This window comes from Dyella jejuensis (genome assembly GCF_044904675.1).
Taxonomy (GTDB): domain Bacteria; phylum Pseudomonadota; class Gammaproteobacteria; order Xanthomonadales; family Rhodanobacteraceae; genus Dyella_B; species Dyella_B jejuensis.
The window spans coordinates 39,668-62,312 of sequence record NZ_JADIKJ010000004.1 but is presented as its reverse complement, the minus strand read 5'-3'; the positions used below and the strand labels follow the sequence as shown (position 1 = coordinate 62,312).

Here is a 22,645-nt window from a genome sequence, read left to right as displayed (position 1 = left end):
GGAAAAAGTGCGTCCTGCACTTTTTCTGCTCGGGCCATCCTGGCCCGCAGGGCTATCGCCCTATCGCCTGCACCAATCGCACGCGACGGTTGTCCGGTACTTCGTTGTAAGCCAGCACATGCAGGTTCTGGGCCACGTGGCGGGTGAAGCGCGAAAGCCACGGACGCAGTTGCGGCTGCACCAGCATCACCGCCGGTTCGCCGCTGGCCTCCTGCCGCCGCGCCGCTTCCGCCACGCTCTGCTGCAAGCGGTCGGCAAGCCCCGGCTCCACCGCCGCACCCGCCGCGCCACTGCTTGACAGGGATCCGAGCAAGATCTGTTCCAACTCCGGCGCCAGCGTCAGCACCGGGATTTCGGTGCCCAGGCCGGCGATTTCCTGGACGATCTGGCGGCCCAGGGCGACCCGTACATAGGCGGTCAGCGCGCCGGGATCCTGACTCTGCCCGGCATGCTCCGCCAAAGACTCGACGATGCTGCGCATGTTGCGGATCGGCACCCGCTCGGCGAGCAGGTTCTGCAGCACTTTCACCACCACGCCCAGCGACAGCCGCTTGGGAACCAGGTCTTCCACCAGCTTGGGCGCGGTCTGCGCGAGGCGGTCGAGCAGTTGCTGCACGTCCTGGTGGCCGAGCAGCTCGTGCGCGTGGTTCTGCAGGATGTGCGACAGGTGGGTGGCGATCACCGTGGCCGGATCGACCACCGTGTAGCCCAGCGTCTGCGCGTGATCGCGCTGGCTGTTCTCGATCCACACCGCTTCCAGCCCGAACGCGGGATCGCGCGTGGCGACGCCTTGCAGGGTGCCGTGCACGCGGCCTGGATTGATCGCCAGGTGGCGCTCCGTATACACCTCGGCCTCGCCCATCGGCACGCCCATCAGGGCGATGCGGTAAGTGTTGGGGCCGAGGTCTAGGTTGTCGCGGATATGCACCGCGGCCACCAGGAAACCCAGCTCCTGCGACAGCTTGCGGCGCACCGATTTGATCCGCGACATCAGCTCGCCGCCCTGGTTCTTGTCCACCAGCGGGATCAGCCGGTAGCCCACTTCCAGGCCGACCGGATCGACACTGGCGACGTCTTCCCAGCCCAGTTCCAGCCGCTCGGCCGTGGCCGGCGCGGGCAGCGCTTCGGCCGAGGCCTTGGCCAGGCGTTCCTTGGCTTCGTGTTCGCGCCGGATCATCAGCCAGGCCGCGCCGCCGCAGGCGGCGGCCAGCATCAGGAAGGCAACGTTCGGCATGCCGGGAATCAGGCCCATCACCAGCAGCACCACGCCGGCCACAGCCAGCGCGCGCGGCTGCGCGAACACCTGGCCCACCATCTGCTTGCCCATGTCCTGCGACTTGGACACGCGCGTGACGATCACCGCGGTGGCGATCGACAGCATCAGCGAGGGCACTTGCGCGACCAGGCCATCGCCGATGGTGAGCAAGGTATACGTGCGCGCCGCTTCGGCGGCCGACAGGCCGTGCTGCAGCACGCCGACGAAAAAGCCGCCGACGATGTTGATCAGCAGGATCAGGATGCCGGCGGTGGCATCGCCGCGCACGAACTTCGACGCGCCGTCCATCGAGCCGTAGAAATCCGCTTCTTCGCGCACTTCCTGGCGGCGCTCGCGCGCCTGTTCCTGCGTCAGCAGGCCGGCGTTGAGGTCGGCGTCGATCGCCATCTGCTTGCCGGGCATCGAATCGAGGGTGAAGCGCGCGGTGACTTCCGACACGCGGGTGGCGCCCTTGGTGATCACCACGAAGTTGATGATCATCAAGATGGCGAATACCACCAGGCCGACCGCGAAATTGCCGCCGATCACGAACTCGCCGAACGCTTCGATCACCTTGCCGGCGGCGCCGGGGCCATCGTGGCCGTGCAGTAACACCACGCGGGTGGAGGCGATATTGAGCGCCAGCCGCAACAGCGTGGCCATCAGCACTACCGTGGGAAACGCCGCGAATTCCAGCGGCCGCATCACGTACACCACCGCCAGCAGGATCACCAGCGACAGCGCGATGTTGAAGCTGAAGAGGATATCCAGCACGAACGGCGGCAACGGCAGCATCAGCATCGCCAGCATCGCCAGCATCACCACCGGCGCACCCGCGCCGCGGCGGCTCACCTGCTTGAAAGTATCCAGAACGCTTGCTGTGGCCATGCCCTGTCGCCTTGACGGTTGCTTGCTTGGGTTACGGTTGCCGGTAGCGGCCCTGCAGCTCGGGATCGACATCCGGCCTGGGCACTTCGGGAGCAGGCGCGCCACGCTCGACGGCCTGCTTCAATTGGTAGACATAGGCCAGGATCTGCGCGACCGCCACGTACAGCGCGGCCGGGATCTCATGGCCCAGTTCGGTAGTGGCGTACAACGCGCGCGCCAACGGCGGCGCCTCCACCAGCGGCACGTGGTGCGCGGCAGCCACCATGCGGATCTGCTGGGCGAGCACGTCCACGCCCTTGGCAATCACGCGCGGCGCGCGCATGCGTGCATCGTCGTAGCGCAGCGCCACCGCGAAGTGTGTGGGGTTGACCACGATCACGTCGGCCTTGGGCACTTCCTGGATCATGCGCCGCCGCGCCATCTGGTACTGCATCTGGCGGATGCGCCCCTTCAGCTGCGGATTACCGTCGGTGTCCTTGTGCTCGTCCTTCACTTCCTGCTTGGACATGCGATGGCGACGGTCGTAGTCGAAGCGCTGCCAGATTGCGTCGATACCGCCGATCAGGCCCAGCACCACCGCGAACAACATGGCCGCATGCGCCACCAGCGACAGCGCCGCGCCGACGCCCGCGCCCACCGAACCGTTGCCGGTGGTCATCACGGCGGCTTCGTCGTGACGCAACAGCAGCGCCAGCGCGCCGCCGATGAACACCACCTTGAGCAGCGACTTGGCCAGCTCAACCAGGCCACGCAGCGCAAACAGGCGGCCCAGGCCGGCGATCGGATCGAGCCGTTCGAACTTCGGTATCAACGCTTCCGCACTGAAATTGAAGCCGCCGATCAGCACCGACGAACCCACCGCCGCCAGCAAGGTGGCGGCGAACACCGGCGCGAGCACGCCGAGCATTTCGTGCATGACCGCGCCCAGCACATGGGTGGTCAGGCGGTCGCTGAAAAGGTCTTCGCGCGAATAGCCCATGCCCAGCGTGTAGATGCGCTGCATGTGGACGTACATGCTGCTGCCGTAGGAAAGCAGGATGCTGGCGCCGGCCAGTACCACCATCGCGGCGGAAAGATCGTTCGAGCGGGGTATCTCGCCTTTGTCGCGCGCTTCCTGGAGGCGTTTTTCCGACGCTCGTTCGGTGCGGTCTTCGTTTTCGGTCTCGGCCATGGGCTAGTCCTCAGCTCCTGGCGATTTCCTTCCTCTGCGCGTGCCCCGCAGGGGAGAGGAGGCAGATAGCGCGTTCATGTGGGCTTCGCCGCACATATCAAAAGCCCGCCAATCGCTGCATCAAAGTCCAGCCCACGCCCTGCAAGGCGGCATAGGCGCTCGCGATGCCGCGCAACCCCAGCCACAGCGCGATGAATCCCATGCAGATGCTGATCGGAAAGCCGACCGCGAACAGATTCATCGCCGGCGACGCGCGGCTGGTAGCGGCGAAGCCGATGTTCACCAGCAGCAAGGCGGTCATCGCGGGCAAGGCGACGCGCAGCGCACCGGAAAACAGGTCGCCGCCGGCGAGCACGATCGCCCACAGGGATTTTTCATCGAGGCCGGTGGCGCCGGGCGGCAGGCTGCGAAAGCTTCCGGCCAGCAGCGATATCACCTGCAAATGGCCGTCCATCGCCAGGAACAGCAACGACACCATCACCAGATAGAACTGCCCCAGCACCGGCGCGCTGGCGTTGCTGGTGGGGCTGACCATTTCGGCGAACCCCAATCCCATGCTCTGGCCGATCAGGATGCCGCCATAGGAAACAGCCTGGAACACCAGTTGCAGCACGAAACCGATGCTGCCGCCGATCAGGATCTGCGTCACCATGGTCGCGGCGCCGGTCGCGCTGAACAGATCCATCTGCGTCGGGGCAAGCGGCGACAGCACCAGGGTAATCACCACGATGACCGCCACGCGAAGGCGCGCCGGCATCACCGTCGCGCTGAAGATCGGCGCCACCATGCACAAGCCGCCAACCCGGCCCAGCGCCCACAACAGGCCGGACAGCCAGTAGATCAGCGCCGACATCTGGATCGTCATTTGATCGCCCCGGGCAGCCCCACGATGATGTCGTGCGTGAATTGCACCAGGGTGCGCAGCATCCAAGGGCCCACCAGCAACCCGACCAGCGCCATCGCCAGCAGCTTCGGAATAAAGCTCAGCGTCATCTCGTGGATCTGCGTGGCCGCCTGGATGATGCCGACCAGCAACCCCACCAGCAGCGCGGTCAGCAGCAGCGGCGCGGCCACCATCATGGCGACATAGAGCGCATGCTGGCCGAAGTTGATGACCCACTCCGGCGTCATGGCGGCGATTTCCCGCTGGCGGCGATCATGTGTAGAAACTCCCTGCCAGCGTACCCATCAGCAGCGACCACCCGTCCACCATCACGAACAGCATGATCTTGAACGGCAGCGAGATGATCGACGGCGACACCATCGCCATGCCCATCGACATCAGCACGCTCGCCACCACCACGTCGATCACCAGGAAGGGAATGAACAGCAGGAAGCCCATCTGGAACGCGGTTTTCAGTTCGCTGGTGACGAAAGCCGGCATCGCGACGCGGAACGGCACGTCATCCTTGCTGGCATACGGTTGTTGCCTGGCCAGGCGCGTGAACAGCTGCAAGTCCGTATCGCGCGTCTGGTTCAGCATGAAGCGCTTGAACGGCGCGGCGGCGGCGGGAATCGCGACGTCCGCGCTGACCTGGTGATCCATGTACGGCTTGACGCCATTCTCGTAGGCACGGTCGAGCACGGGCGACATCACGAAGAAGGTCAGGAACAACGCAAGCCCCAGCAGCACCTGGTTCGGCGGCGTGGATTGCGTAGCCAGCGCCTGCCGCAGGAAGCTCAAAACGATGATGATGCGCGTGAACGAGGTCATCATCAGCAGCACGGCCGGCAGCACGGTGAGCACGGTCATCAGTGCCACCACCTGCAACGACAGGCTCCAATTCTGGCCGGCGCCAGCGTTCTGCACGGTCAGTACCGGAATGCCGGCCGAGGATGAAATCGGCGCGATCGGCGCGATCGGTGTCACCGCCGCGGAAACCGTGGCGGTGCTGGCGGCCGTGGCCGCGCGGACTCCCAGCGGCAGCAAGCCGAGCAGGCACAACACGATGAAGCGGCAATACCACTTCTTCATGACTTGCGTCCCAGGCGGCCCAACAGCTCCGCGAACGGCGGCAGCGGAGCAAGCGCCGGCGCCGGCTCGACCGGCACGCTGCCTTCGTACACGTGCAGGGCACGCACGCCGCCGGCCCCCACGCCGACCAGCAGGCGCTTGCCATCGGCTTCGATCAACAGTACCCGCTCGCGCGCGCTGACCTGCATCGATTCCACGCAGCGCAAGCGTCGCCCACCGGCGAACTGGCGCGACTGCAACCGGCGCGTCAGCCAGCCGGCCACGAAGATCAGCGCCACGATGGCGCCCAGGCTCAGCACCACACGGATCAGTTCGCCCGTGACATTGACGTCGGGCATGCTCGCCGCCGGCGCAAACGTCAGGCTGCTCATCGGAGCTTCCGTACCCGTTCGGCCGGACTGATCACGTCGGTCAGGCGGATGCCGAACTTTTCGTTGATCACCACCACTTCGCCGTGCGCCACCAGGGTGCCGTTGACGAACACGTCCAGCGGCTCGCCCGCGGCACGATCCAGCTCCACTACCGAACCCTGGTTGAGTTGCAGCAGATTGCGGATGCTGATGCGGGTGCGGCCGACTTCCATCGCCAGCGTCACCGGCACATCCAGGATCATGTCGAGGCTGACATCGGCGGGTTCGCCGCCGGCCTCGTTCAAGGTGTCGAACTCGAGGGGACGTTCGCCGTTCTTCGCTGCCACGGCGGCGATATCAATGCTCTGGCTCATGAGATTTTTTCTTGGCTGAAGTCGAGGGAGGGAAGCGGCGCGCGACGCCCGGCCGCGACCTTGTAGCGCACCGCATAGCGGCCGTTGGATTGGCCGTAGTGGCCACGGAAGACCGGTACGTCTTCGGCGAAGACCGTAGTGGCCTCGGGCATGTTGACCGGAATCACATCGCCGATGCGCAGGCCGAGGAAGTCGCCGATGCTGATCTGTGTTTCCAGCAGCAGTGAGCTGAGTTCCACTTCCGCATCCATCACTTCGTCGTGCAGGCAATGGATCCAGCGTTCGTCGCGCTCGCCCATGCGGTCGCTTTGCACACCGGCGTCGAGCATGGTGCGGATCGGCTCCACCATCGAATAAGGCAGGGTGAGGTGTACTTCGCCGCCGCCGCCATCGAGTTCGACATGGAAGCGTGACACCACCACTGTCTCGGTCGGGCTCACGATGTTGGCGAATTGCGGATTGATTTCCGAATTGAGGAATTCGAATTGCACCGGCATCACCGGCGCCCACGCCTCCGTCATCGAGCCGAACACTTCGGCAAGCAGGATCTGGATCACACGGTTTTCGGTCGGCGTGAAATCGCGGCCTTCGATCCGCGCGTGGTAGCGGCCGTCGCCACCGAAGAAGTTGTCGATCACGGTGAACACCAGCCGCGGCTCCATCACCGCCAGCCCGGTGCCGCGCAGCGGCTTCAGGCGGATCAGGTTGAGATTGCTGGGCACGGCCAGGCCATGCACGTATTCATTGAACTTGAGCATCTTCACGCCGAGCACCGACACTTCGCAGGTCTTGCGCAGCACGCCGAACAGCGCGGTGCGGAAGAAGCGCGCGAAGCGGTCGTTGATCATTTCCAGCGTAGGCAGGCGCCCGCGCACGATGCGATCCTGCTGGGTGAAGTCGAAATCCAGCACCGTGCCCGGCGGCGGCGGCACGTCGCTTTCGGTTTCGATCTTGCCGTCGTCGACGCCATTGAGCAGGGCGTCGATTTCTTCCTGGGATAGCAGGTCGCTCATCGCTCTCTCACTGCATGACGAAACTGGTGAAGTACAGCGCGTCGACATCCGGCTTGCCGGTTCGGTCGGCCACGATCTTGCGCACCGCATCCAGCGCTTCGGCCTGCAGCTTTTGCTTGCCGGCGGTATCGCTCAGTCCCGCGTAGGTCTGGCTGCTGAACAGCATCACCAGCGCGTTGCGGATCACCGGATCGCTGTCTTTCATCGCCTGCACGGCGGTCTGGTCATGCGTCATCACGGTCACGCCGACCTGCAGATAGCGGGTGGCGTCCTGGTCCTGGAAATTCACGACGAAAGCCGGATCCAGCGGCAGGAAGATTTCGGGCGCCTTTGGCGCTTCGGCCGCTTCCGCACCCGCTTTCCCCGCGTGCGGGCGGGTCAACGCATAACCACCTGCGCCAAGCAATACCAGCGCCACCACGCCAATGGCTACCCACTTGCCTTTGCCACCTTTCTTGGGGGTGACGACCGGCACTTCATCCTCGACATCCTCGGCGTAAGCCATGAACGACCTCAACTCCAACGTAGAAAGCGCGCTGCCTGGCTCGCATGGAGCAGGCTTGTCTACAGGAGTTTTAGCAAGCGTCGTGCCATGGCGGCGGATCGCAGCGCAGCGCGGTTTTCACGGATGGCGTGAAGCGGCCATGGCAATTTATTGACGCGCGGCGGAAGGCAGGCGCGGGTTTGGCGTGGCGATTCCGTCAGGGCCGGACGCAGCCAGGTGACTGGTGGCCGTCCGGGGGCGACACTCTTTTGTCAGAGATCGCAATAAAAAAGCTGCGATTCCTTGATCGTTGCGGATCATTGCTCGCGTTTGATACCGCCAGCTTGGCGAATGCGTTCGGCAACAACCTGTTGCAAGCCCAGGCCGCGCCGCCGTAAACGCATCTGGCCCCTCTCACAACGAGAGGGGCCAGCCATTGATGGCTGTTAGGTTCTGCGTTGCGGCATGCCGCGCCTATGGCACGGCAACCTCGCGAACCAATCTCGAGTTCCAGGAACACCATTCGTTGCCTGGAAGGAACGCGCCGCCTACTTCCGCCAGATGCTCCTCGATTTCGAACGGAGTGGCGTGGCAGACTTCGGGGGCGTTGCGGAATAAATGGACTGTTCCTGGCACGAGATGGAATGGCCATTCCTCGTTGTAGGCTTCGCGCCCGATGTCGATCCTGCCGGCAATATGCACATCTGCGGAGGCGGAGCTGTTCGCAATGACGTCCCGTATTTGCTCCACCAATACCGGATCATCTACCGCGAATACGAATTCGTGCGGCATTCGCGTAAGCATTCCGGTTTGCACGAACGAGAAATAAGCCACCGTGGCTTGTCCAGCTGTCGTAGCGGCGTAAGCGGGTGACAGGCAGGCGATAGCCGCCACGCACGCAAACCCCATGGCCGCCGACATGATCGCTTTGATTTTCATAAGTAATGCTCCTTTCAAAGCCAGTTCCTGGCTCGCCGCGCCTGATCCTGGGCGGCGTTGTTTTTTCCATAAGCGCAGCAAGCAACGATGCCTTTGCTGTGGGTTGACTGCGCCCGCGCACGGCCGAAAACACGTCGGCCTGGCTGATACCGTAAACAGCGTTAGCGCTTGTTTATCTGTCTGCAATCACATTTCGATGTAGGCCGGCCGATCGGCGAGCCGGTGCTTCTTCAGGCGAAGGCGTCGACGAGACCGATGGCAACACGCTGCGATGCGCCGATTGCGCCAACCTCGGCCGGGTCTTCCCCATCGTTGGATAACCGCGAGCCATCTTGCGCCTGCTGGTGGCCGCTGAATTGCTGTTGCGCCTGTTGGCCCACGCTAGTGTGGCCGAGCGAGAGGCCGTGCCCGCCGAGCATCTGGCTGAGTTGCCCCAGCCCTTGCTGTACGGCTGCGGTGGCGGCCGGATGCTGGGTCATGAAGGCCACGTCGACGCGGCCGTGCTCGACGCTTACCTTCACATCGAGCGGGCCGAGGTCCTGCGGATTGAGGCGTATCTGCGCCTGCTTGACCTCCTGCCCGCTAAGCCAGGTGACCTGCTGGCCGAGTTCCTTGGCAAAACCGGAAGAGCCGACCGGCGCGTTCATGCCGAGGCTGTGCCCCGTGGATGCCGTGGCGGCAGGCATCGCGTTCGATACCGCGCCGAGACCCGCCAACGCGCTCACGTCAGCTCCGCCTGGCGTGGCCGCCGCCGCCGCCGGTGCGGCTGCCGTCGAAGCGATGGCGACATGGCTCGCCGCGGATAGCGCGCCGGCCAGCGCTTGCGTCGGATCGGCGCTGCCGCCTTGTGCCGCTGCGCTGGCATCGCCCAATGCACTGGCGGCGCCGGAGTCGGCATCGCCAGCACCAGAATCTGCCGCATTCGCGAATGCTTTGTGCAACAACAGCGCGGATGACGATGCTGCTGCGCCGCCTGTCGCGCCGCCGATGGCGGCACCCGCATCGGCATTGCCGTTGCTGACCGCCGCTGTCGTCGGCAACGGTAGCGGCGCCATTAATCCAGCCGGTTGCGATGGCGCGGCATGCTTGGCAATTGTTTGCTGCGTGGACTTGGTGGCGCTGGCGACGGGCGCGCCATGGCTGCCGCTGTCGCCGACGGCATGGTCGATCAGATGGAGCACGGCGCTGGCGAGCGATATCGCATCGGGCACGGCGAGCGTGCTATCGCTGTCCGCGTCGTCCTGCTGCGCCGCGTCCTGGGCCGACGGGTCCGCACCGGGCTTGGCGGTGCCGGCAGCGCTGGTTCCGCCCTGGCCGCTGGTCGCCTTGGTGCTGCTGGACGCATCCGACTTGTCGCTGGAAGACGCCTCGTTTTCTTGCCGCGCGTCCTGCAAGCGCGCCTGGAAAGCGCCATCGTTGCGCTGGCGGCTGGCCGATGATGGCGGCGCACTGCTGCTCATTGGCGCTGGCGGGGCGGCCGGGACGGCGGGTAAAGGGCTGGCACTCATGCGCGGATACTCGTTCGGCAGACGATCATTGCTTGCGCAGCAAAAACTGCGCCATTCCTCGCCGGCGCCATCATGACCGGCCCACGCGGCGATTGCGGTATTGCATGCGCTCGTCCACTTCGGCCTGTTCCAGGCGCTGTTCGCGCTGCTGCTCCTGCTCGCGTAAGCCTTCCACCACCGTATCCAGCGCGTTTTCGCGCGCGTGCGCATGCAACCAGCGCTCGCGTGCCTGGTCGACCTGCCGTTGCAGGCGTTCGACCAGGCGGCCTTGCTGCAAGATGGCCTGGTCGATGCGTTCGACGAATTGTTGACGGTTGAGCAGGGCGCTGACCGTCAGGCCACCGTCGCTGAGGCTGTAGTCCAGGCGATAGCGCCTGAGTTCTTCCAGCTGCTGCTCGGCATGGGCCAGTTTCTGCTGGTGTTCGGCCAGGCGCTGCAAGGCATCCTGCTGACGCTTTTGCGCCTGGTCTACCGCTGGTTGCAAACGATCCGAACGCGAGCTCATGCCGTGATCTCCGCAGCGAGGGCACCCAGCCGTTCCTGCGCGGCGCGCAGTTCGACCGGTTCATCCACTTCCTGCTGCAGGAAGCGGGTCAGGCGCGGCCACATGGCAATCGCCTGGTCCACCTGTGCATCCGCGCCTTTCTGGTAAGCGCCGACGGCGATCAGGTCCTGCCGTTGGCGATAGGCCGAATACACCTGGCGAAAACGCTGCGCGGCGCGCATCTGTTCTTTCGTGACCACCGCCGGCATCACGCGGCTGATCGATGCTTCGATATCGATCGCCGGATAATGGCCGGCCTCGGCCAGATCGCGCGACAGCACGATATGGCCGTCCAGGATCGCGCGCGCCGCATCGGCGATGGGATCGTGGCGATGATCGTCGCCTTCGGTCAGCACGGTATAGAAGGCGGTGATCGAACCGCGTCCTTGCGCATCGTTGCCCGCGCGCTCGACCAGGGCGGGCATGAGCGCGAATACTGAAGGCGGATAGCCTTTGGTCGCCGGCGGCTCGCCGATCGCCAGCGCGATTTCGCGTTGCGCCTGGGCGTAGCGGGTCAGCGAATCCATCAGCAACAACACGCGCTGGCCGCGATCGCGGAACCATTCGGCGATCGCGGTGGCGTACTGCGCGCCGCGCAGGCGCTTGAGCGGCGGCGCGTCGGCCGGCGCGGCCACGATCACCGCGCGTTCGCGGCCTTCATGGCCCAGCGTCTGCTCGACGAACTCTTTGACTTCGCGGCCGCGTTCGCCGATCAGCCCGACCACCACGACGTCGGCATCGGTATAGCGGGTCATCATGCCAAGCAGCGTGGATTTGCCCACACCGGAACCGGCGAACAGGCCAATGCGCTGGCCGCGGCCCACGGTAAGCAAGGCATTGATGGCGCACACGCCGGTGTCGAGCGCCGTGTCGATCGGCTTGCGCGCCATCGGATTGATCGGCTCGCGCTTGAGCGCAGCATGCGCGTCGGCACGCAGCGGGCCCAGCCCATCCAGCGGCATGCCGTCGGCGCCGACCACGCGGCCGAGCAATGCTTCGCCGACCGGCAGCCCGCCCGTGCGCGTGCAGGGACGCACGCGCGCATTGGGCAATACACCATGCATTTCGGTGACCGGCATCAGCAGCAAGCGTTCATCCGCAAAACCGACCACCTCGGTATCCAGCGCGGTGCCATCGGCGGCATCGACCAGGCAACGCGCGCCCAGCGGCGCTTCGCAGCCTTCGGCTTCCAGCGTCAGTCCGACGACGCGGCGCAGGCGTCCCTCCACGGTCAGCACTTGCGCGGCTTGCGCGTGCTGCGCGCGGCGCGCGAGCTGTTGCTGCCAGCGAGCCGGGCGTGACGGACGCGCATTCATGCTTGCGTCCCCCGCCGGCGCTGGCCGGATTGACATGGATGCGGGCGGCAAGCTTGGATCACGCCACCACCTCGCCTTCTTCATCATCCCGATCGTCGCCGATCACCGCGTCGACGACCGCGGCAAGGCGCGTGGTAACGCGCGCATCCAGCCGCGAGCGCGCGCTTTCCAGTACACAGTCACCGCGCCGCAAGGCGGGATCGGCCCCGAAGCGCCAATGGGGTTCGGCCGCGCCGAGTTCGCGCAGCAGGTCCATGTCGCTGGGATGGACCCACACACGCAGCTCGCGCGTGGCCGAAGGCAGCGCAGCGGCGGCCTCGCGCACGGCGAGTTCGATCAACGCGGGATCGAGTTGCAGTTCGCGGCCGATCACGCGGCGCGCGATCACCGTGGCAAGCAGGGCCAGCTCGCGTTCGGTGGCGTCGTCGAATGCGTCGAGCGGGCGGGCGGCTGCGATGCACAGGGCATCCAGGCGCGCCAGTCTTTCGTCCAATTCCTGCTTCGCGGCGGCGCGCCCTTCGGCCACGCCGGCCGCATACCCTTCTTCGCGCGCCTGCCGTTCGATTTCTTCCAGTTCGAACACGGTGGGACCGGGTGCGGGCTCAGGTGCGGCCGCGGGTGCGTCGCCCATCGAGGGCGGCTCCCACCGGTCGAAAGTGGAAACTTTGTCGCGGCTGAGGACCCCGTTCATCGCGCTGGCCCGCCATATAAGTGCGCCCTCTCCCCGCCGAGGAGAGGTGCGAATCTCGCGGAAAGTTGCTGCATGGCGACGAAGAACAAAAGAAGGCTTCGACGCAGCCATGACGTGCACGGCAAGCGCAGCCCCTCACCCCAGCCCTCTCCCCGCTCCTCAAAGACGATCCGGAACTGTTCCCAGGAGGGAGAAGGAGCTGTCGCGCGTGGGTATGCGAATGCCGTCATACGAACTCATCGCCGCTGGCGGTGAGGTTGATCTGTCCGGCGTCGGCCAGCTTGCGCGCGATGCCCAGCACTTCTTTCTGCGCCGCATCCACTTCGCTGAGCTTGACCGGGCCCTTCACTTCCAGGTCGTCGCGCAGCATGTCGGCGGCGCGCTTGGACATGTTGGCGAAGATCTTTTCGCGGATCGCCGGCTCGGCGCCCTTCAACGCGACGATCAGGCGCGCGGACGGCACTTCGCGCAACAGCGTCTGCATGCTGCGGTCGTCGATGTCGGCCAGGTCCTCGAACACGAACATCAGTTCCTCGATCTTGCCGCCAAGGCCGGCATCCTGGCTGCGGATCGCGCTCATCAGTTCCGCCTCGCGCGAGGATTCCATCGCGTTGAGGATATCGGCCGCCGCCTTGAGGCCGCCCACCGTGGCGGATTTCAGCTTGGAGGACGTGCCGGAGAACTGGCGTTCCATGATTTCGTCCAGCTCGTTCAGCGCCTGCGGCTGCACGCCGTCGAGATTGGCGATGCGCATCACCGCGTCGCTGCGCACGCGCGCGGGCAGATAGCCGATCACCTCGGCGGCCTGGTCCGGTTCGAGGTGAGCCAGTACCAGCGCGATGATCTGCGGGTGTTCCATGCCGATCATCTCGGCGATGGCGCGGCTCTCCATCCACTTCAGCGATTCCAGGCCCTTGGTGGAGCGACCGAGCAGGATGCGGTCGATCAGGCTGCCGGCCTTGGTTTCGCCGAGCGCGTTGACCAGCATCTTGCGGATGTATTCCTCGGTGCCGACGCCGAGCGCGGTCTGGCGGCCGATATCGTCGTTGAGGCGGCCGAGCACGCCTTCGACTTGGTCGCGCGAGACATTGTTCAACGTCGCCATCGCGGTGCCGACGGCTTGCACGTCGCGCGCACTGAGGTGCTTGAGCACTTCGGCGGCATCCTGCTCGCCGAGCGTCAGCAGCAGGATGGCCGCGCGCTGCGCACCGCTGAGCGTGCTGTGGTCAGCTGCCATCGTCGCCCACCCAGTTCATCACGACCTGCGCGACCTGCTTGGGGTTTTCCTGCACCAGCTTGCGCGCCAGGCCGATCTTCTGTTCGTAAGCCATGCTCTGGATCTGCGGCGAGGTGATGCGTACCTGGTCCTCGCGCTCGTCGCGCACATCGTCGTTGATGCGCACGGAGACGGTAGGCATCGGTCCGGCCAGGGCGGGCAGCGGATCGGGTCCGCGCAACAGCCCCTTGAGCATGGGCTTGAGCAGGCCGAATGCGATCAGCAAGGCGATCAGGATGCCCGCGCCCTGCTTGATCAGGTCGAGCATGCCGGGACGCTGCCAGAACGGCTCGGCCACCGGCGCGCTGTCGGCCGGCGCATCATCGGAGAACGCCTGGTTGATCACGCTCACGTTGTCGCCGCGCTGCGCATCGAAGCCCACCACGTTCTTGGTAAGGTCGGTCAGGTGCTGCAATTCCTGCGTGGTCAGCGGCACGCTCTTGCCTTTGCCGTCGGGCGCGGGCTTGTTGTCGACCACTACCGCGACCGTCAGGCGCACCAGCCGTCCGGCCGGATCGCTGACGTGGCTGATGGTGCGGCCCAGTTCGTAGTTGCGCGTGTCGCTGGAGGAGGTATCGGCGGGCGCGCTCTTGCTGGCGTTCGCCGCGGCAGCGGTAGCCGGCGCCGCTGGCGTGCCGGCGTTGGGCTTGGCCGCGGTGGGTTGCGCTACCGTGTTGGGTGGCTGGTTGCTCAGCGCGCCGGCCACTTCGGCACCGGCGTCGTCGTGCTTCTGTTCGCTGCTGGTCTGCTCGCTGCGCAGCGCCGGATTGGCGCCGTCATAGCTTTCGCTGGCCTTTTCGGTCTGGCTGAAATCGAGCGCGACATCGACCTGCGCTCGCACGCGCCCCTGGCCGACCAATGGCGTGAGCAAACTTTCGATGCGCTGCGCATATGCGTTTTCCATGCGTGTCGCCAGGCTCATGCGCGCATCGCCCACCGCACCGGGGCTGTCGGGATCGGAGACGGTAAGCAGGTTGCCTTGCTGATCGACTACCGATACCTGCGCCGGATCCAGGTCCGGCACGCTGGCCGAAACAAGATGCACGATCGCCGCCACCTGGCTGCTGTCCAGCTGCCGCCCCGGATACAGCGTCAGCAATACCGAAGCGCTCGCCGGATGATTGTCGCGGATGAACGCCGACGGTTTCGGCAGCGCCAGATGCACGCGCGCGGCGCGCACGAATTGCAGGCCCGAGATGGTGTTGCCCAGGTCGTTCTCCAGCATTTCGCGATAGTGCGTGCTTTCGGCCAGGTCGCTCATGCCGAACGGCGAATCGCTCTGTGGCATGGTGGCGCCGGCGGTACTGCCTTGCGGCAGGCCCTGGCTGGCCAGCCGCAGGCGTGCATCGGCGAGCGCGTCGGCCGGAACGGAGATCGAAGCGCCATCGGCGCCAAGGCGGAACGGCGTGTTGCTGGCTTGCAACGCTTGCGTCACCGCGGCGGCGTCTTTGGGATCGAGGCCGGCATACAACAAAGCGTAATTGGGACCACGCGACCACAACACGATGGCCACCCCCAACGCCACGGCCGCCGCGACGCCGACCAGCAGCAGCAGCAAGCGCGTGGTCGGATTGCTGAGCAGGCTCTTCAGCGGGTCCATGCGCGAGGCGTTGGAGGTGGTTTGGATATCTGGCATGGCCGTAACGCGATCCTGTTCGTGTTCGATGTCGAAAGAACGCCTTGCTGCACGCTTTCAACGCGCCGTATCGGGCGGTGACCCGACCGGCTTGTGAATGCAATCACGCAGGATCGCATTCGGTTGCGGGCTGTCTGGCAACCCGCTAGACCGGCATGTTCATGATGGTTGTATAGGCATCGGTCAATTTGTTGCGCACTTCCACCAGTCCGCGAAACGCCAGATCGGCCTTCTGTCCCGCGATCGACGTCTTGACCAGGTCGGCGCCCGGATCACCGCGTTCGAAGGCGGCCTGTTGGGTCTGCGCATCCTGCTGTTGCGCGGCCACGGCGCCGAGCGATTGCTTGAACAGGCTGCCGAAATCCACGCTCGGTGCCGCACTCGACGCGGACGGCAACGATGCGGTGGGCATCGCGCCGGTGGCTTGCGCGCCGAGTGCGCGCATCTGCGAGAGCACACTGTTGACGTCAATCTGGCTCATGTCGATTTTCCAACGCTAAAAAGGGTTGCAGAGTGCTTCAAGCAACGGCCGTGCCACTGTGCGGCGAGGCATCGTTGGCGCGCGCGCACGATTGCAAGCCGTATTTGCGCAGCTTCTCGACCAGCGTGGTGCGTTGCATGTGCAGCAGCTTGGCCGCGTGCGCGACCACGCCATCGGTGATGTCCAGCGCCTGCCGGATCAAGCCCACTTCGATATCGGCCAGGTGGTCTTTCAAGTCGACGCCGCCTTCGGGCAGCAGCACCTCGGTATCCAGCACATGGCGACCCGCGGCCGGCGCAGGTTTGGCCTGCCCATCGAGCATGGCGCGCAGGAGGCCGCCGCCAGCCTCGTCGACGGGCTGCATGCCGCGGTATTTTTCCGGCAGGTCACCGGCGCGTACTTCGCCGTTGGGATACAGGATCGCCAACCGTTCGACCAGGTTGGACAACTCGCGCACGTTACCCGGCCAGGTGTGCTGGCGCAGCGACTGCATGGCGCTGCTGCTGAAACGCACGCTGTTGAGGCCGCGGCGTTGCAGGCGCTGATTGAATTCGCCGATCAGCTCGGGCATGTCTTCCAGGCGCTCGCGCAGGGCGGGCATCTCCAGCGGGAACACGCTGAGGCGGTAATAAAGGTCTTCGCGGAAGCGGCCTTCGGCGGTGGCGCGCTCGAGATTGCGATGGGTGGCGGCGATGATGCGCACGTCGCAACGCTGCGTGCGGTTGCTGCCGACGCGCTCATACATGCGCTCCTGCAAGACGCGCAGCAGCTTCACCTGCATCGGCAGGCTCATGTCGCCGATTTCGTCGAGGAACAGGGTGCCGCCCTCGGCCATTTCGAAACGGCCCTTGCGCGTGCTGATGGCACCGGTAAAGGCGCCCTTTTCGTGGCCGAACAATTCGCTTTCCAGCAGCTCGGCGGGAATCGCGCCGCAGTTGATCGCCACGAACGGCTTGTCGCGGCGCGGCGAGCAATCATGGATGGCGCGCGCCACCATTTCCTTGCCGGTGCCCGATTCGCCCAGCACCAGCACGCTGGAATCGAACGGCGACACCTGGCGGATCAAGGCATTGACCTGCCCCATCGCGATCGAGCTGCCGACCAGCCGCAACGGCGCCGGCTGGCTGCTGGCGCGCAGGCTCGGCGCGCGCCGCACGGCTTCGGCCAGGCGCTCGTAGCGCAACGGAAAATCCAGCACTTCGATTTGTGCCGCATAGGCACAACCCGCCTTGGTCAGCCGCTCCAGCTGCGGCGAATCGGCGCCGACCAGCACCAGCAATTGGTCCGCCGGTACATCCAGCGAGGCCAGGATCTGTTCGCACGAGGCATCGTCATCGATGCCGCCAACGTAGACCGCACGCCAATCGTGCGCGATCGAACCAGTCGGTAACGAAGCGTCCCATCGCTGCGGGAAGAACCCCATGAATTGCAGCGCCGAGGTAATGATGTCGGCGCGTGTACCGTTCGATTCGATGATGAGTACGTTGCTGTTTGGCATGAGCACGAGTCCGGCTGTTGCTACGACTGACGAACAACGACGTTTCCAGTCCAAAGTCGTGTTGTTCCCCTTCGTGTCAGGTATCCGTCGTGACACGTGGTCCAATCCAGCAAGAAGAACGCCAAAATTTTTGCTGGAAACGGGGATATGCCATGCGTCTCGTGCGTTTCGTGACGGCTTTCGCGCTCCGTACCTCGATGAATTCACATATTGTCGGACCAAAGAAACCGTTTACATCAAGGGCTTAGATCGATCCGATGGAAGATGGGTCAGGCCGGTTCACGGATGTGCAGAAGCGTTGACATGACAAAAAACCGGCGGGCTGAATGTTTCATGTCGTGATAACCATCACATTTCATGTTTGCTGCTCGACACGTTTTCCGTAACGCCGGTCAAACGTGCTTCGGCCACTTTTCGCCGATGGTGACAAAAAACGAAACGTTCCAACCCATCTTCGACCATTTCGTTCAATTCACAAAAGTAAATGAAAGCGCGGCCGTTCTCGGACACGCTCCCGCGCCTTGCCGGAAGCTCCAGCGGCAAGGCACGGCAGGCATCGAAGTGCAGTCGTATCAATAATGTGTCGCTCGCGGGCAGCACGCTTGCCGGCACGAGTGCGCCGACGGCATTGAAGCTGACCGGCTGGCGCGCCGGCAGCAGCGTCTCGGGCAACAGCAGGCGATCGACGATATCCAGCAGCACATTGATCTTGCTGTCCATGCGCTGCAGCTCCTGCATCAGCGGCGTGTCGTCATCGGCACTCTCCGCGCGGCGCTCGTCCAGCGAATCGAGGGTTCGCAACACATGTACATTGCGTTCGTTGAGCCGGGCGACGGCTTCGCGCGTGAATGTGAAGGCCTCCGCGCCCAGGTAGGGATCGCCCTGGTAGGTCATCCGCTGCGAGAACGCCTGCCATGTTTGGTCGGTCTGCGTGGATTGCATGGTCTTTCCTCTCCTCGTGCCGGCTTGTTGACTGGCGACCGGCCATAGGGATGGATTATTCACGATGCGTGCCATGGCTCCTTTTTTGCGGGCCAAGGCGGCCGGCGCTCAACCTGGGGCGGCCCTTCACCGCAGCGCCTGTCCCGTCACCGGCGCAGAGCACGGCGCGGCATCAGCGCGAAGAAGTGATATAGGTCCGCAGCGCGCGATGGTTGTACTGGTGCCGGCTGATCTGCTGCTCCATCGCCGCGCGGACGAGGCCGGCGCGTTCGAGCAAGGCGCGGTTGTGCGCTTCCAGCGCCAGCAATGTTTCGCGGTGTTGCGATCCGGCGGTATCGGCCTTTGGCAGCACGGTCCGGCGCTGCTCGTCGAGCTCGGCGACCAAGGTCCAGTTGTCGCTGGAGGCCGCTTCGGTCATTGCCAGCGTGATGTCGAGCGCGCGTTGCAGGGCGGCCTGGGTCGGATCGTCCATCACGCTTTCGCCTTGGTTTGCGCCAATTCGGCCAGGTACGGCTCGCGGATCGCGCGCCAGGCTTCGCGGATGGGTGCGATCAGGCGCTCGCATTCGTCCAGCGCGCGCAGGTCGTCATGCAGTTGCGCATGCAGCAGGCGGCGCGTGATGTAGTCGTACAGCGCGTCGAGGCGGCCGGTCAGCGTGGGCTCCACGCTGTGGTCCAGGCTCTGGCGCAATTCGCCGAGGATGCCGATGGCCTTGCGAAAGGTGCTGCCTTTGGCCGGAACATCCTTGTGCAGGATGTGGCCGCGCGCCTGCGCGATCCGGTCGACCAGGCCGTCCAGCAGCATCGCCAGCAACTGGTGGCGGTCGGCTCCTTCGATACTGCCCTGCGCGCGAGTCTGGGCATAGAGCGCGCTTCCGTTTCGCATCATATAACTCATCGTCGCTTCCCAATCAGCTGCTGCTGGTGGACTTGTTCATCGCGTCCAGCGACTCGGTGAGATAGGAGCTGGTGTTGTTGAGCGAGGTCATCAGCGAGCCCAGGTTGGAATATTCCTGTACCAGCTGCTGCTGGTACACCGCCATGCGCGCGTTCAATGCCGTCTGCTGCGTGCCCATGTTGGTGACGTCGGTATTGAGACTGTTGATGCGGGTCTGCAATACGCCGGTGCTGCTGTTGAAGTTGTTGACCAGGTTGCTCAGGTTGGTCGCGATACCGTTGGTACCGGTAAACAGGTTCTGCACGGCCTGGGGATTGTTGGTCAACGCCGTGGTCAGCGTCTGGGTGTTCAACGACATCGAACCGTCGGAATTGCGGGTGATACCCAGGCTCGCCAGGTTGCCGATGCTGTTGCCGGCGACCGAGCTGCCCAGCGCGTTCGACAGCTGGCTCTCGATCGTGTTCAAGGTGGGATCGCCCAGCAGGACGCCCGCTTCCCCGCTGGTCGAGTCGTAGCTGCTGAGCGTGCTCACCGTCGAGGCGTATTGCTGGTACGCGGTGACGAAATCGTTGACCGCGGTGGTGATCGGCGTGGTGCTTTGCGCGACGGTGAGCTGGGAACTGCCGGTCGACGTGAGGCTCAACGTTACGCCGGTCAATGCGCCGCTGACGTTGTTGGAGGCACTGTCGACGGCGATGCCGTCGACGGTCAGCTGGGCATCGGCGGCCTCGTTGCTGCCGGGAGTGTTGAGCGTGGTGGCGAGCGCGCTCAAGCCGCTGCTGCTATCGGCGCTGGCATTGACCGAGAAACCGTTGGCGACCCCGGTGTTGGTGGAGGTGAGCACCAATTGGTCGCCGTTCACGCCCGACACCACCGTGGCCGAAACACCGGGATTGCCGCTGGCGTTGTTGATGTCGGCGGCGACGTCCGCCAGCGTGTCGGTGGAAGACACCGATACGGCCATGCTGTTGCTGCCCACGCTGATGTTGAGCGTGCCACCGCCCACCGCCGCCGTGCTGGCCTGCGCCGTGCTGATGCGCTTTTGCGCCGTGGCCAGCTGCGTCACATCGATGTCGTAGGAGCCGGCGGTCGCATCCGGCAAGGTGCTTGCCGTGCCCAGCGATGTGTTCGAGAGGGTGGCCGAGTACGTATCGTAGGTCGTGCTGGAGGTCAGTTCGCCCAACGCCGACTGCAGGCCGCTCAACGCCGTCTGCAAGGCGGTAAGGCCGGCGATCTGGTTGTTGTCCTGGTTGGTCTGGTTGGTGATTTGCGCCTGCGGGCCGGCTTCCTGCGCATTGACCAGCGCCGAGATGATCGAGCTGACGTCCAGGCCGCTACCCAGGCCCAGCGAACTGAGCAGGCCGGTACCGGCGATGCTGGCGACGGTGCCGGAGGTGGAACCGGTGCTGCCGCTGGTGCTGGTGGTGGTCGAGCCGACGCCGGTGTAGGTGGTCGTTCCGGTACCCAGACTGGTAATGCTCATGGGGGGCCTCGCAAAATCAACTTTGGAAACGTCGCGCCATCAAGCCGCCGGCAAAGCCCACACCGCCAAGGTGTCGTCGCATGAGCGCTTTACCCGCTGCTCGCGTGGGATTTCCGGCGGCGATCAGGCCGCCGGAACCCTTTAAGCAAAATCCCGGCCATGGCGGTTTCGCCATGGCCGGCCTTACGGTTACTGCAACAGCTTCAGGATGTTCTGCGGTTCGGAGTTGGCGGTTGCCAGCACCGAGATACCTGCCTGCTGTAGCACCTGCGCCTGGCTCAACTGCGCGGTGGTCGCCGCGAAGTCGGTGTCCTGGATCGAACTTTGCGAGGACGTCAGGTTGGTTTGCTGCGCACTCAACGTGGAGATCGTCGACTGGAAGCGGTTCTGTACGGCACCCAGGGTGCTCGAGAAGTTGCTGACCGTGGTCAGCGCCGCATCGATACGCGAGATCAGCTGGTTGGCGTCGTCCACCGTCAAAACATCGCCGCCGGCCAGCGAACCGGATGCGCTCAACGTACCGCCATCGGTGTAGGTGACACCGGTGGCAGCCAGGCCGCTGGCAGCATTGCCCAGGCCGCTGGCACCGTAGGCAACCGCACCCGTGGTCAGGTTGAAACCCGAACCATTGGCACCCGTGAGGGCAGCGCCCTTCACCGACAGTTCGCCCGTGGAGTAGATGTTGATACCGCCGCTGGCATTGACAGCCGCGCTGACGCCGTTGATGCCGGCCGCGTTGATGTCGTCGGCCAGATCCTGCGCGCTGGTGGCCGTGGAGGTACCGCTGAACGTGTAGGAGGTGCCGTCGGCACCGGTGATCGACAGGCCGCTGAGGCTGATCGACGAACCGGAAACGCCGCTGGCATTGACGAACGCGCCGCTGATATCGCCCGTGGAGATCTCCGAGATCTGTCCCACCTGGCCAGTGGTGACGCCCTGGCCCAGCTGCACGTTGATCGACTGGCCGACGTTGGCGCCAATCTGGAACGACAGGCTGCTGGTGGAACCGTTCAACACGTTGGTGCCGTTGAACGTGGTCTGGTTGGCGATACGAGTGATTTCCGACAGGTACTGCTGCACCGAGGTGTTGATCGCGGAGCGGTCGGAAGCCTGGTACGTACCGTTGGCGGCCTGCACCGCCAGGTCACGGATCGACTGCAGGTTGGAGGTGATCTGGCTCAGCGCGGAACCCGCGGTCTGTGCCAGGTTGATGGCGTCGCTGGCGTTTTCGCTGGCCTGGCTCAGACCGCCGATCTGGGTCTGGAAACGGGTAGCGATCGCATAGCCGGCGGCGTTGTCGGCCGCGGTGTTCACTTTCAGGCCGGACGACAGATCTTCGGTTGCCGTGCTCAATTCGCTCGACGACTTGGTCAGGTTGTTTTGCGCCTGCAACGAAGAAATGTTGGTGTTTAGGACGAGTGACATGGAAGTCTCCTGGAACCGGATAAGTTGTACTCAAGCCGGCGGGGTCCAGTTACTGCTGTGCCGACCGCCTCGGGAAGCTTTTCGGCGCCAGCACGGATTACTTGAGCGAAGCATGCGATTTTTCGCTGTGCCGGCAAGGAGATGGGCGATATATATGCGCTACGGCGAGCCTAAAGAATTGGCTGCGGCTGCCGAGGCGAGGGCGCGCTGAAAGCCCTGATGCGACGCACGCTCCAGCCCTCTCCCAGAGGGAAGAGGAGGAGGAAAAGCGAGATCTTCCATGAACCCTCTCCCCTCCGGGGAGTGGGCTGGATGAGGGGCCACGCTTGCGCAGGCGCATCATTCGAAGCGCGCTTCGATGTGGGTTTTCTCGCAAGGTTGCTCCCCTCACCTCGGTCCTCTCCCCAGAGAGGAGAGGAGGAAAAGCTGCCAACGCCATCGTCATTGGCACCAAGTTTGCTCACTACCTCCCGTATCCGGCGCGGGCGTCCGGAAGTGT

The 22,645-nt window shown here is 64.7% G+C and carries 24 protein-coding genes; 1 reads left to right on the top strand and 23 read right to left on the bottom strand.

Features of this window, described 5'->3' with window-relative positions; translation table 11 throughout:
• Positions 1-52: 52 nt before the first annotated feature.
• From flhA to ISP15_RS05190, 9 genes are all read right to left on the bottom strand, one after another.
• Positions 53-2,143, bottom strand: coding sequence for a flagellar biosynthesis protein FlhA (flhA, locus tag ISP15_RS05230; protein WP_404545827.1), 2,091 nt, complete (start codon positions 2,141-2,143; stop codon positions 53-55).
• A 31-nt stretch (positions 2,144-2,174) separates the two neighbouring features.
• Positions 2,175-3,314, bottom strand: a complete 1,140-nt coding sequence (gene flhB / locus ISP15_RS05225; RefSeq protein ID WP_404545825.1) for a flagellar biosynthesis protein FlhB — start codon at positions 3,312-3,314, stop codon at positions 2,175-2,177.
• Between the two features lie 97 nt (positions 3,315-3,411).
• Positions 3,412-4,179: a flagellar biosynthetic protein FliR gene (fliR, locus tag ISP15_RS05220; RefSeq protein WP_404545823.1), complete on the bottom strand. Its 768-nt coding sequence runs from the start codon at positions 4,177-4,179 to the stop codon at positions 3,412-3,414.
• Positions 4,176-4,445 (bottom strand): flagellar biosynthesis protein FliQ, encoded by a 270-nt coding sequence (gene fliQ, locus ISP15_RS05215; RefSeq protein WP_404545821.1) that lies wholly within the window; start codon positions 4,443-4,445, stop codon positions 4,176-4,178. The genes fliR and fliQ overlap by 4 nt, the downstream gene beginning before the upstream one ends.
• A 25-nt stretch (positions 4,446-4,470) precedes the next feature.
• Entirely contained in the window at positions 4,471-5,289 is an 819-nt protein-coding gene (gene fliP, locus ISP15_RS05210; protein ID WP_404545820.1) for a flagellar type III secretion system pore protein FliP, read from the bottom strand.
• Positions 5,286-5,660 (bottom strand): flagellar biosynthetic protein FliO, encoded by a 375-nt coding sequence (gene fliO, locus ISP15_RS05205; protein WP_404545818.1) that lies wholly within the window; start codon positions 5,658-5,660, stop codon positions 5,286-5,288. Before fliO ends, fliP begins: the two co-directional genes overlap by 4 nt.
• Positions 5,657-6,013 (bottom strand): flagellar motor switch protein FliN, encoded by a 357-nt coding sequence (gene fliN, locus ISP15_RS05200; RefSeq protein WP_404545816.1) that lies wholly within the window; start codon positions 6,011-6,013, stop codon positions 5,657-5,659. Before fliN ends, fliO begins: the two co-directional genes overlap by 4 nt.
• On the bottom strand, positions 6,010-7,026 hold the full coding sequence (gene fliM / locus ISP15_RS05195; RefSeq protein WP_404545815.1) for a flagellar motor switch protein FliM: 1,017 nt from the start codon (positions 7,024-7,026) through the stop codon (positions 6,010-6,012). The genes fliN and fliM overlap by 4 nt, the downstream gene beginning before the upstream one ends.
• A 7-nt stretch (positions 7,027-7,033) precedes the next feature.
• Positions 7,034-7,531, bottom strand: a complete 498-nt coding sequence (locus ISP15_RS05190) for a flagellar basal body-associated FliL family protein (protein ID WP_404545813.1) — start codon at positions 7,529-7,531, stop codon at positions 7,034-7,036.
• Here ISP15_RS05190 and ISP15_RS05185 point away from each other — a divergent pair.
• Positions 7,530-7,685, top strand: a complete 156-nt coding sequence (locus ISP15_RS05185; RefSeq protein ID WP_404545811.1) for a hypothetical protein — start codon at positions 7,530-7,532, stop codon at positions 7,683-7,685. The genes ISP15_RS05190 and ISP15_RS05185 overlap by 2 nt on opposite strands.
• Positions 7,686-7,984: 299 nt before the next feature.
• On the opposite strand, the gene ISP15_RS05180 is transcribed toward ISP15_RS05185, so the two are convergent.
• The 14 genes from ISP15_RS05180 to ISP15_RS05115 all read right to left on the bottom strand — a co-directional run bounded on the left by ISP15_RS05180 (position 7,985) and on the right by ISP15_RS05115 (position 22,146).
• Positions 7,985-8,530, bottom strand: coding sequence for a BP74-related protein (locus ISP15_RS05180; protein WP_404545809.1), 546 nt, complete (start codon positions 8,528-8,530; stop codon positions 7,985-7,987).
• A 149-nt stretch (positions 8,531-8,679) separates the two neighbouring features.
• Positions 8,680-9,957, bottom strand: coding sequence for a flagellar hook-length control protein FliK (locus tag ISP15_RS05175; protein ID WP_404545807.1), 1,278 nt, complete (start codon positions 9,955-9,957; stop codon positions 8,680-8,682).
• Between the two features lie 70 nt (positions 9,958-10,027).
• On the bottom strand, positions 10,028-10,462 hold the full coding sequence (fliJ, locus tag ISP15_RS05170) for a flagellar export protein FliJ (RefSeq protein ID WP_404545805.1): 435 nt from the start codon (positions 10,460-10,462) through the stop codon (positions 10,028-10,030).
• The gene (gene fliI, locus ISP15_RS05165; protein WP_404545803.1) at positions 10,459-11,817 is read right to left on the bottom strand and encodes a flagellar protein export ATPase FliI; all 1,359 of its coding nucleotides are present in this window, start codon (positions 11,815-11,817) and stop codon (positions 10,459-10,461) included. The genes fliJ and fliI overlap by 4 nt, the downstream gene beginning before the upstream one ends.
• A 58-nt stretch (positions 11,818-11,875) precedes the next feature.
• Positions 11,876-12,508 (bottom strand): FliH/SctL family protein, encoded by a 633-nt coding sequence (locus tag ISP15_RS05160; protein WP_404545801.1) that lies wholly within the window; start codon positions 12,506-12,508, stop codon positions 11,876-11,878.
• A 226-nt stretch (positions 12,509-12,734) separates the two neighbouring features.
• On the bottom strand, positions 12,735-13,745 hold the full coding sequence (gene fliG, locus ISP15_RS05155) for a flagellar motor switch protein FliG (protein WP_404545800.1): 1,011 nt from the start codon (positions 13,743-13,745) through the stop codon (positions 12,735-12,737).
• Positions 13,735-15,420: a flagellar basal-body MS-ring/collar protein FliF gene (fliF, locus tag ISP15_RS05150; protein ID WP_404545798.1), complete on the bottom strand. Its 1,686-nt coding sequence runs from the start codon at positions 15,418-15,420 to the stop codon at positions 13,735-13,737. The genes fliG and fliF overlap by 11 nt, the downstream gene beginning before the upstream one ends.
• Before the next feature lie 145 nt (positions 15,421-15,565).
• Complete coding sequence (gene fliE / locus ISP15_RS05145) at positions 15,566-15,901, bottom strand: flagellar hook-basal body complex protein FliE (protein WP_404545796.1); 336 nt, start codon at positions 15,899-15,901, stop codon at positions 15,566-15,568.
• Positions 15,902-15,938: 37 nt separating this feature from the next.
• The gene (locus ISP15_RS05140; RefSeq protein WP_404545794.1) at positions 15,939-17,399 is read right to left on the bottom strand and encodes a sigma-54 dependent transcriptional regulator; all 1,461 of its coding nucleotides are present in this window, start codon (positions 17,397-17,399) and stop codon (positions 15,939-15,941) included.
• Positions 17,400-17,747: 348 nt separating this feature from the next.
• The gene (locus tag ISP15_RS05135; RefSeq protein WP_404545792.1) at positions 17,748-18,341 is read right to left on the bottom strand and encodes a PilZ domain-containing protein; all 594 of its coding nucleotides are present in this window, start codon (positions 18,339-18,341) and stop codon (positions 17,748-17,750) included.
• A 172-nt stretch (positions 18,342-18,513) separates the two neighbouring features.
• Positions 18,514-18,813 (bottom strand): hypothetical protein, encoded by a 300-nt coding sequence (locus tag ISP15_RS05130; RefSeq protein WP_404545791.1) that lies wholly within the window; start codon positions 18,811-18,813, stop codon positions 18,514-18,516.
• Entirely contained in the window at positions 18,813-19,229 is a 417-nt protein-coding gene (gene fliS / locus ISP15_RS05125) for a flagellar export chaperone FliS (RefSeq protein WP_404545790.1), read from the bottom strand. The genes ISP15_RS05130 and fliS overlap by 1 nt, the downstream gene beginning before the upstream one ends.
• Positions 19,230-19,251: 22 nt before the next feature.
• On the bottom strand, positions 19,252-20,721 hold the full coding sequence (fliD, locus tag ISP15_RS05120; RefSeq protein ID WP_404545788.1) for a flagellar filament capping protein FliD: 1,470 nt from the start codon (positions 20,719-20,721) through the stop codon (positions 19,252-19,254).
• Between the two features lie 189 nt (positions 20,722-20,910).
• Positions 20,911-22,146 carry a flagellin N-terminal helical domain-containing protein gene (locus ISP15_RS05115; protein ID WP_404545786.1) on the bottom strand — a complete coding sequence of 412 codons (1,236 nt, stop codon included), beginning with the start codon at positions 22,144-22,146 and terminating at the stop codon, positions 20,911-20,913.
• Between the last annotated feature and the right edge of the window lie 499 nt (positions 22,147-22,645).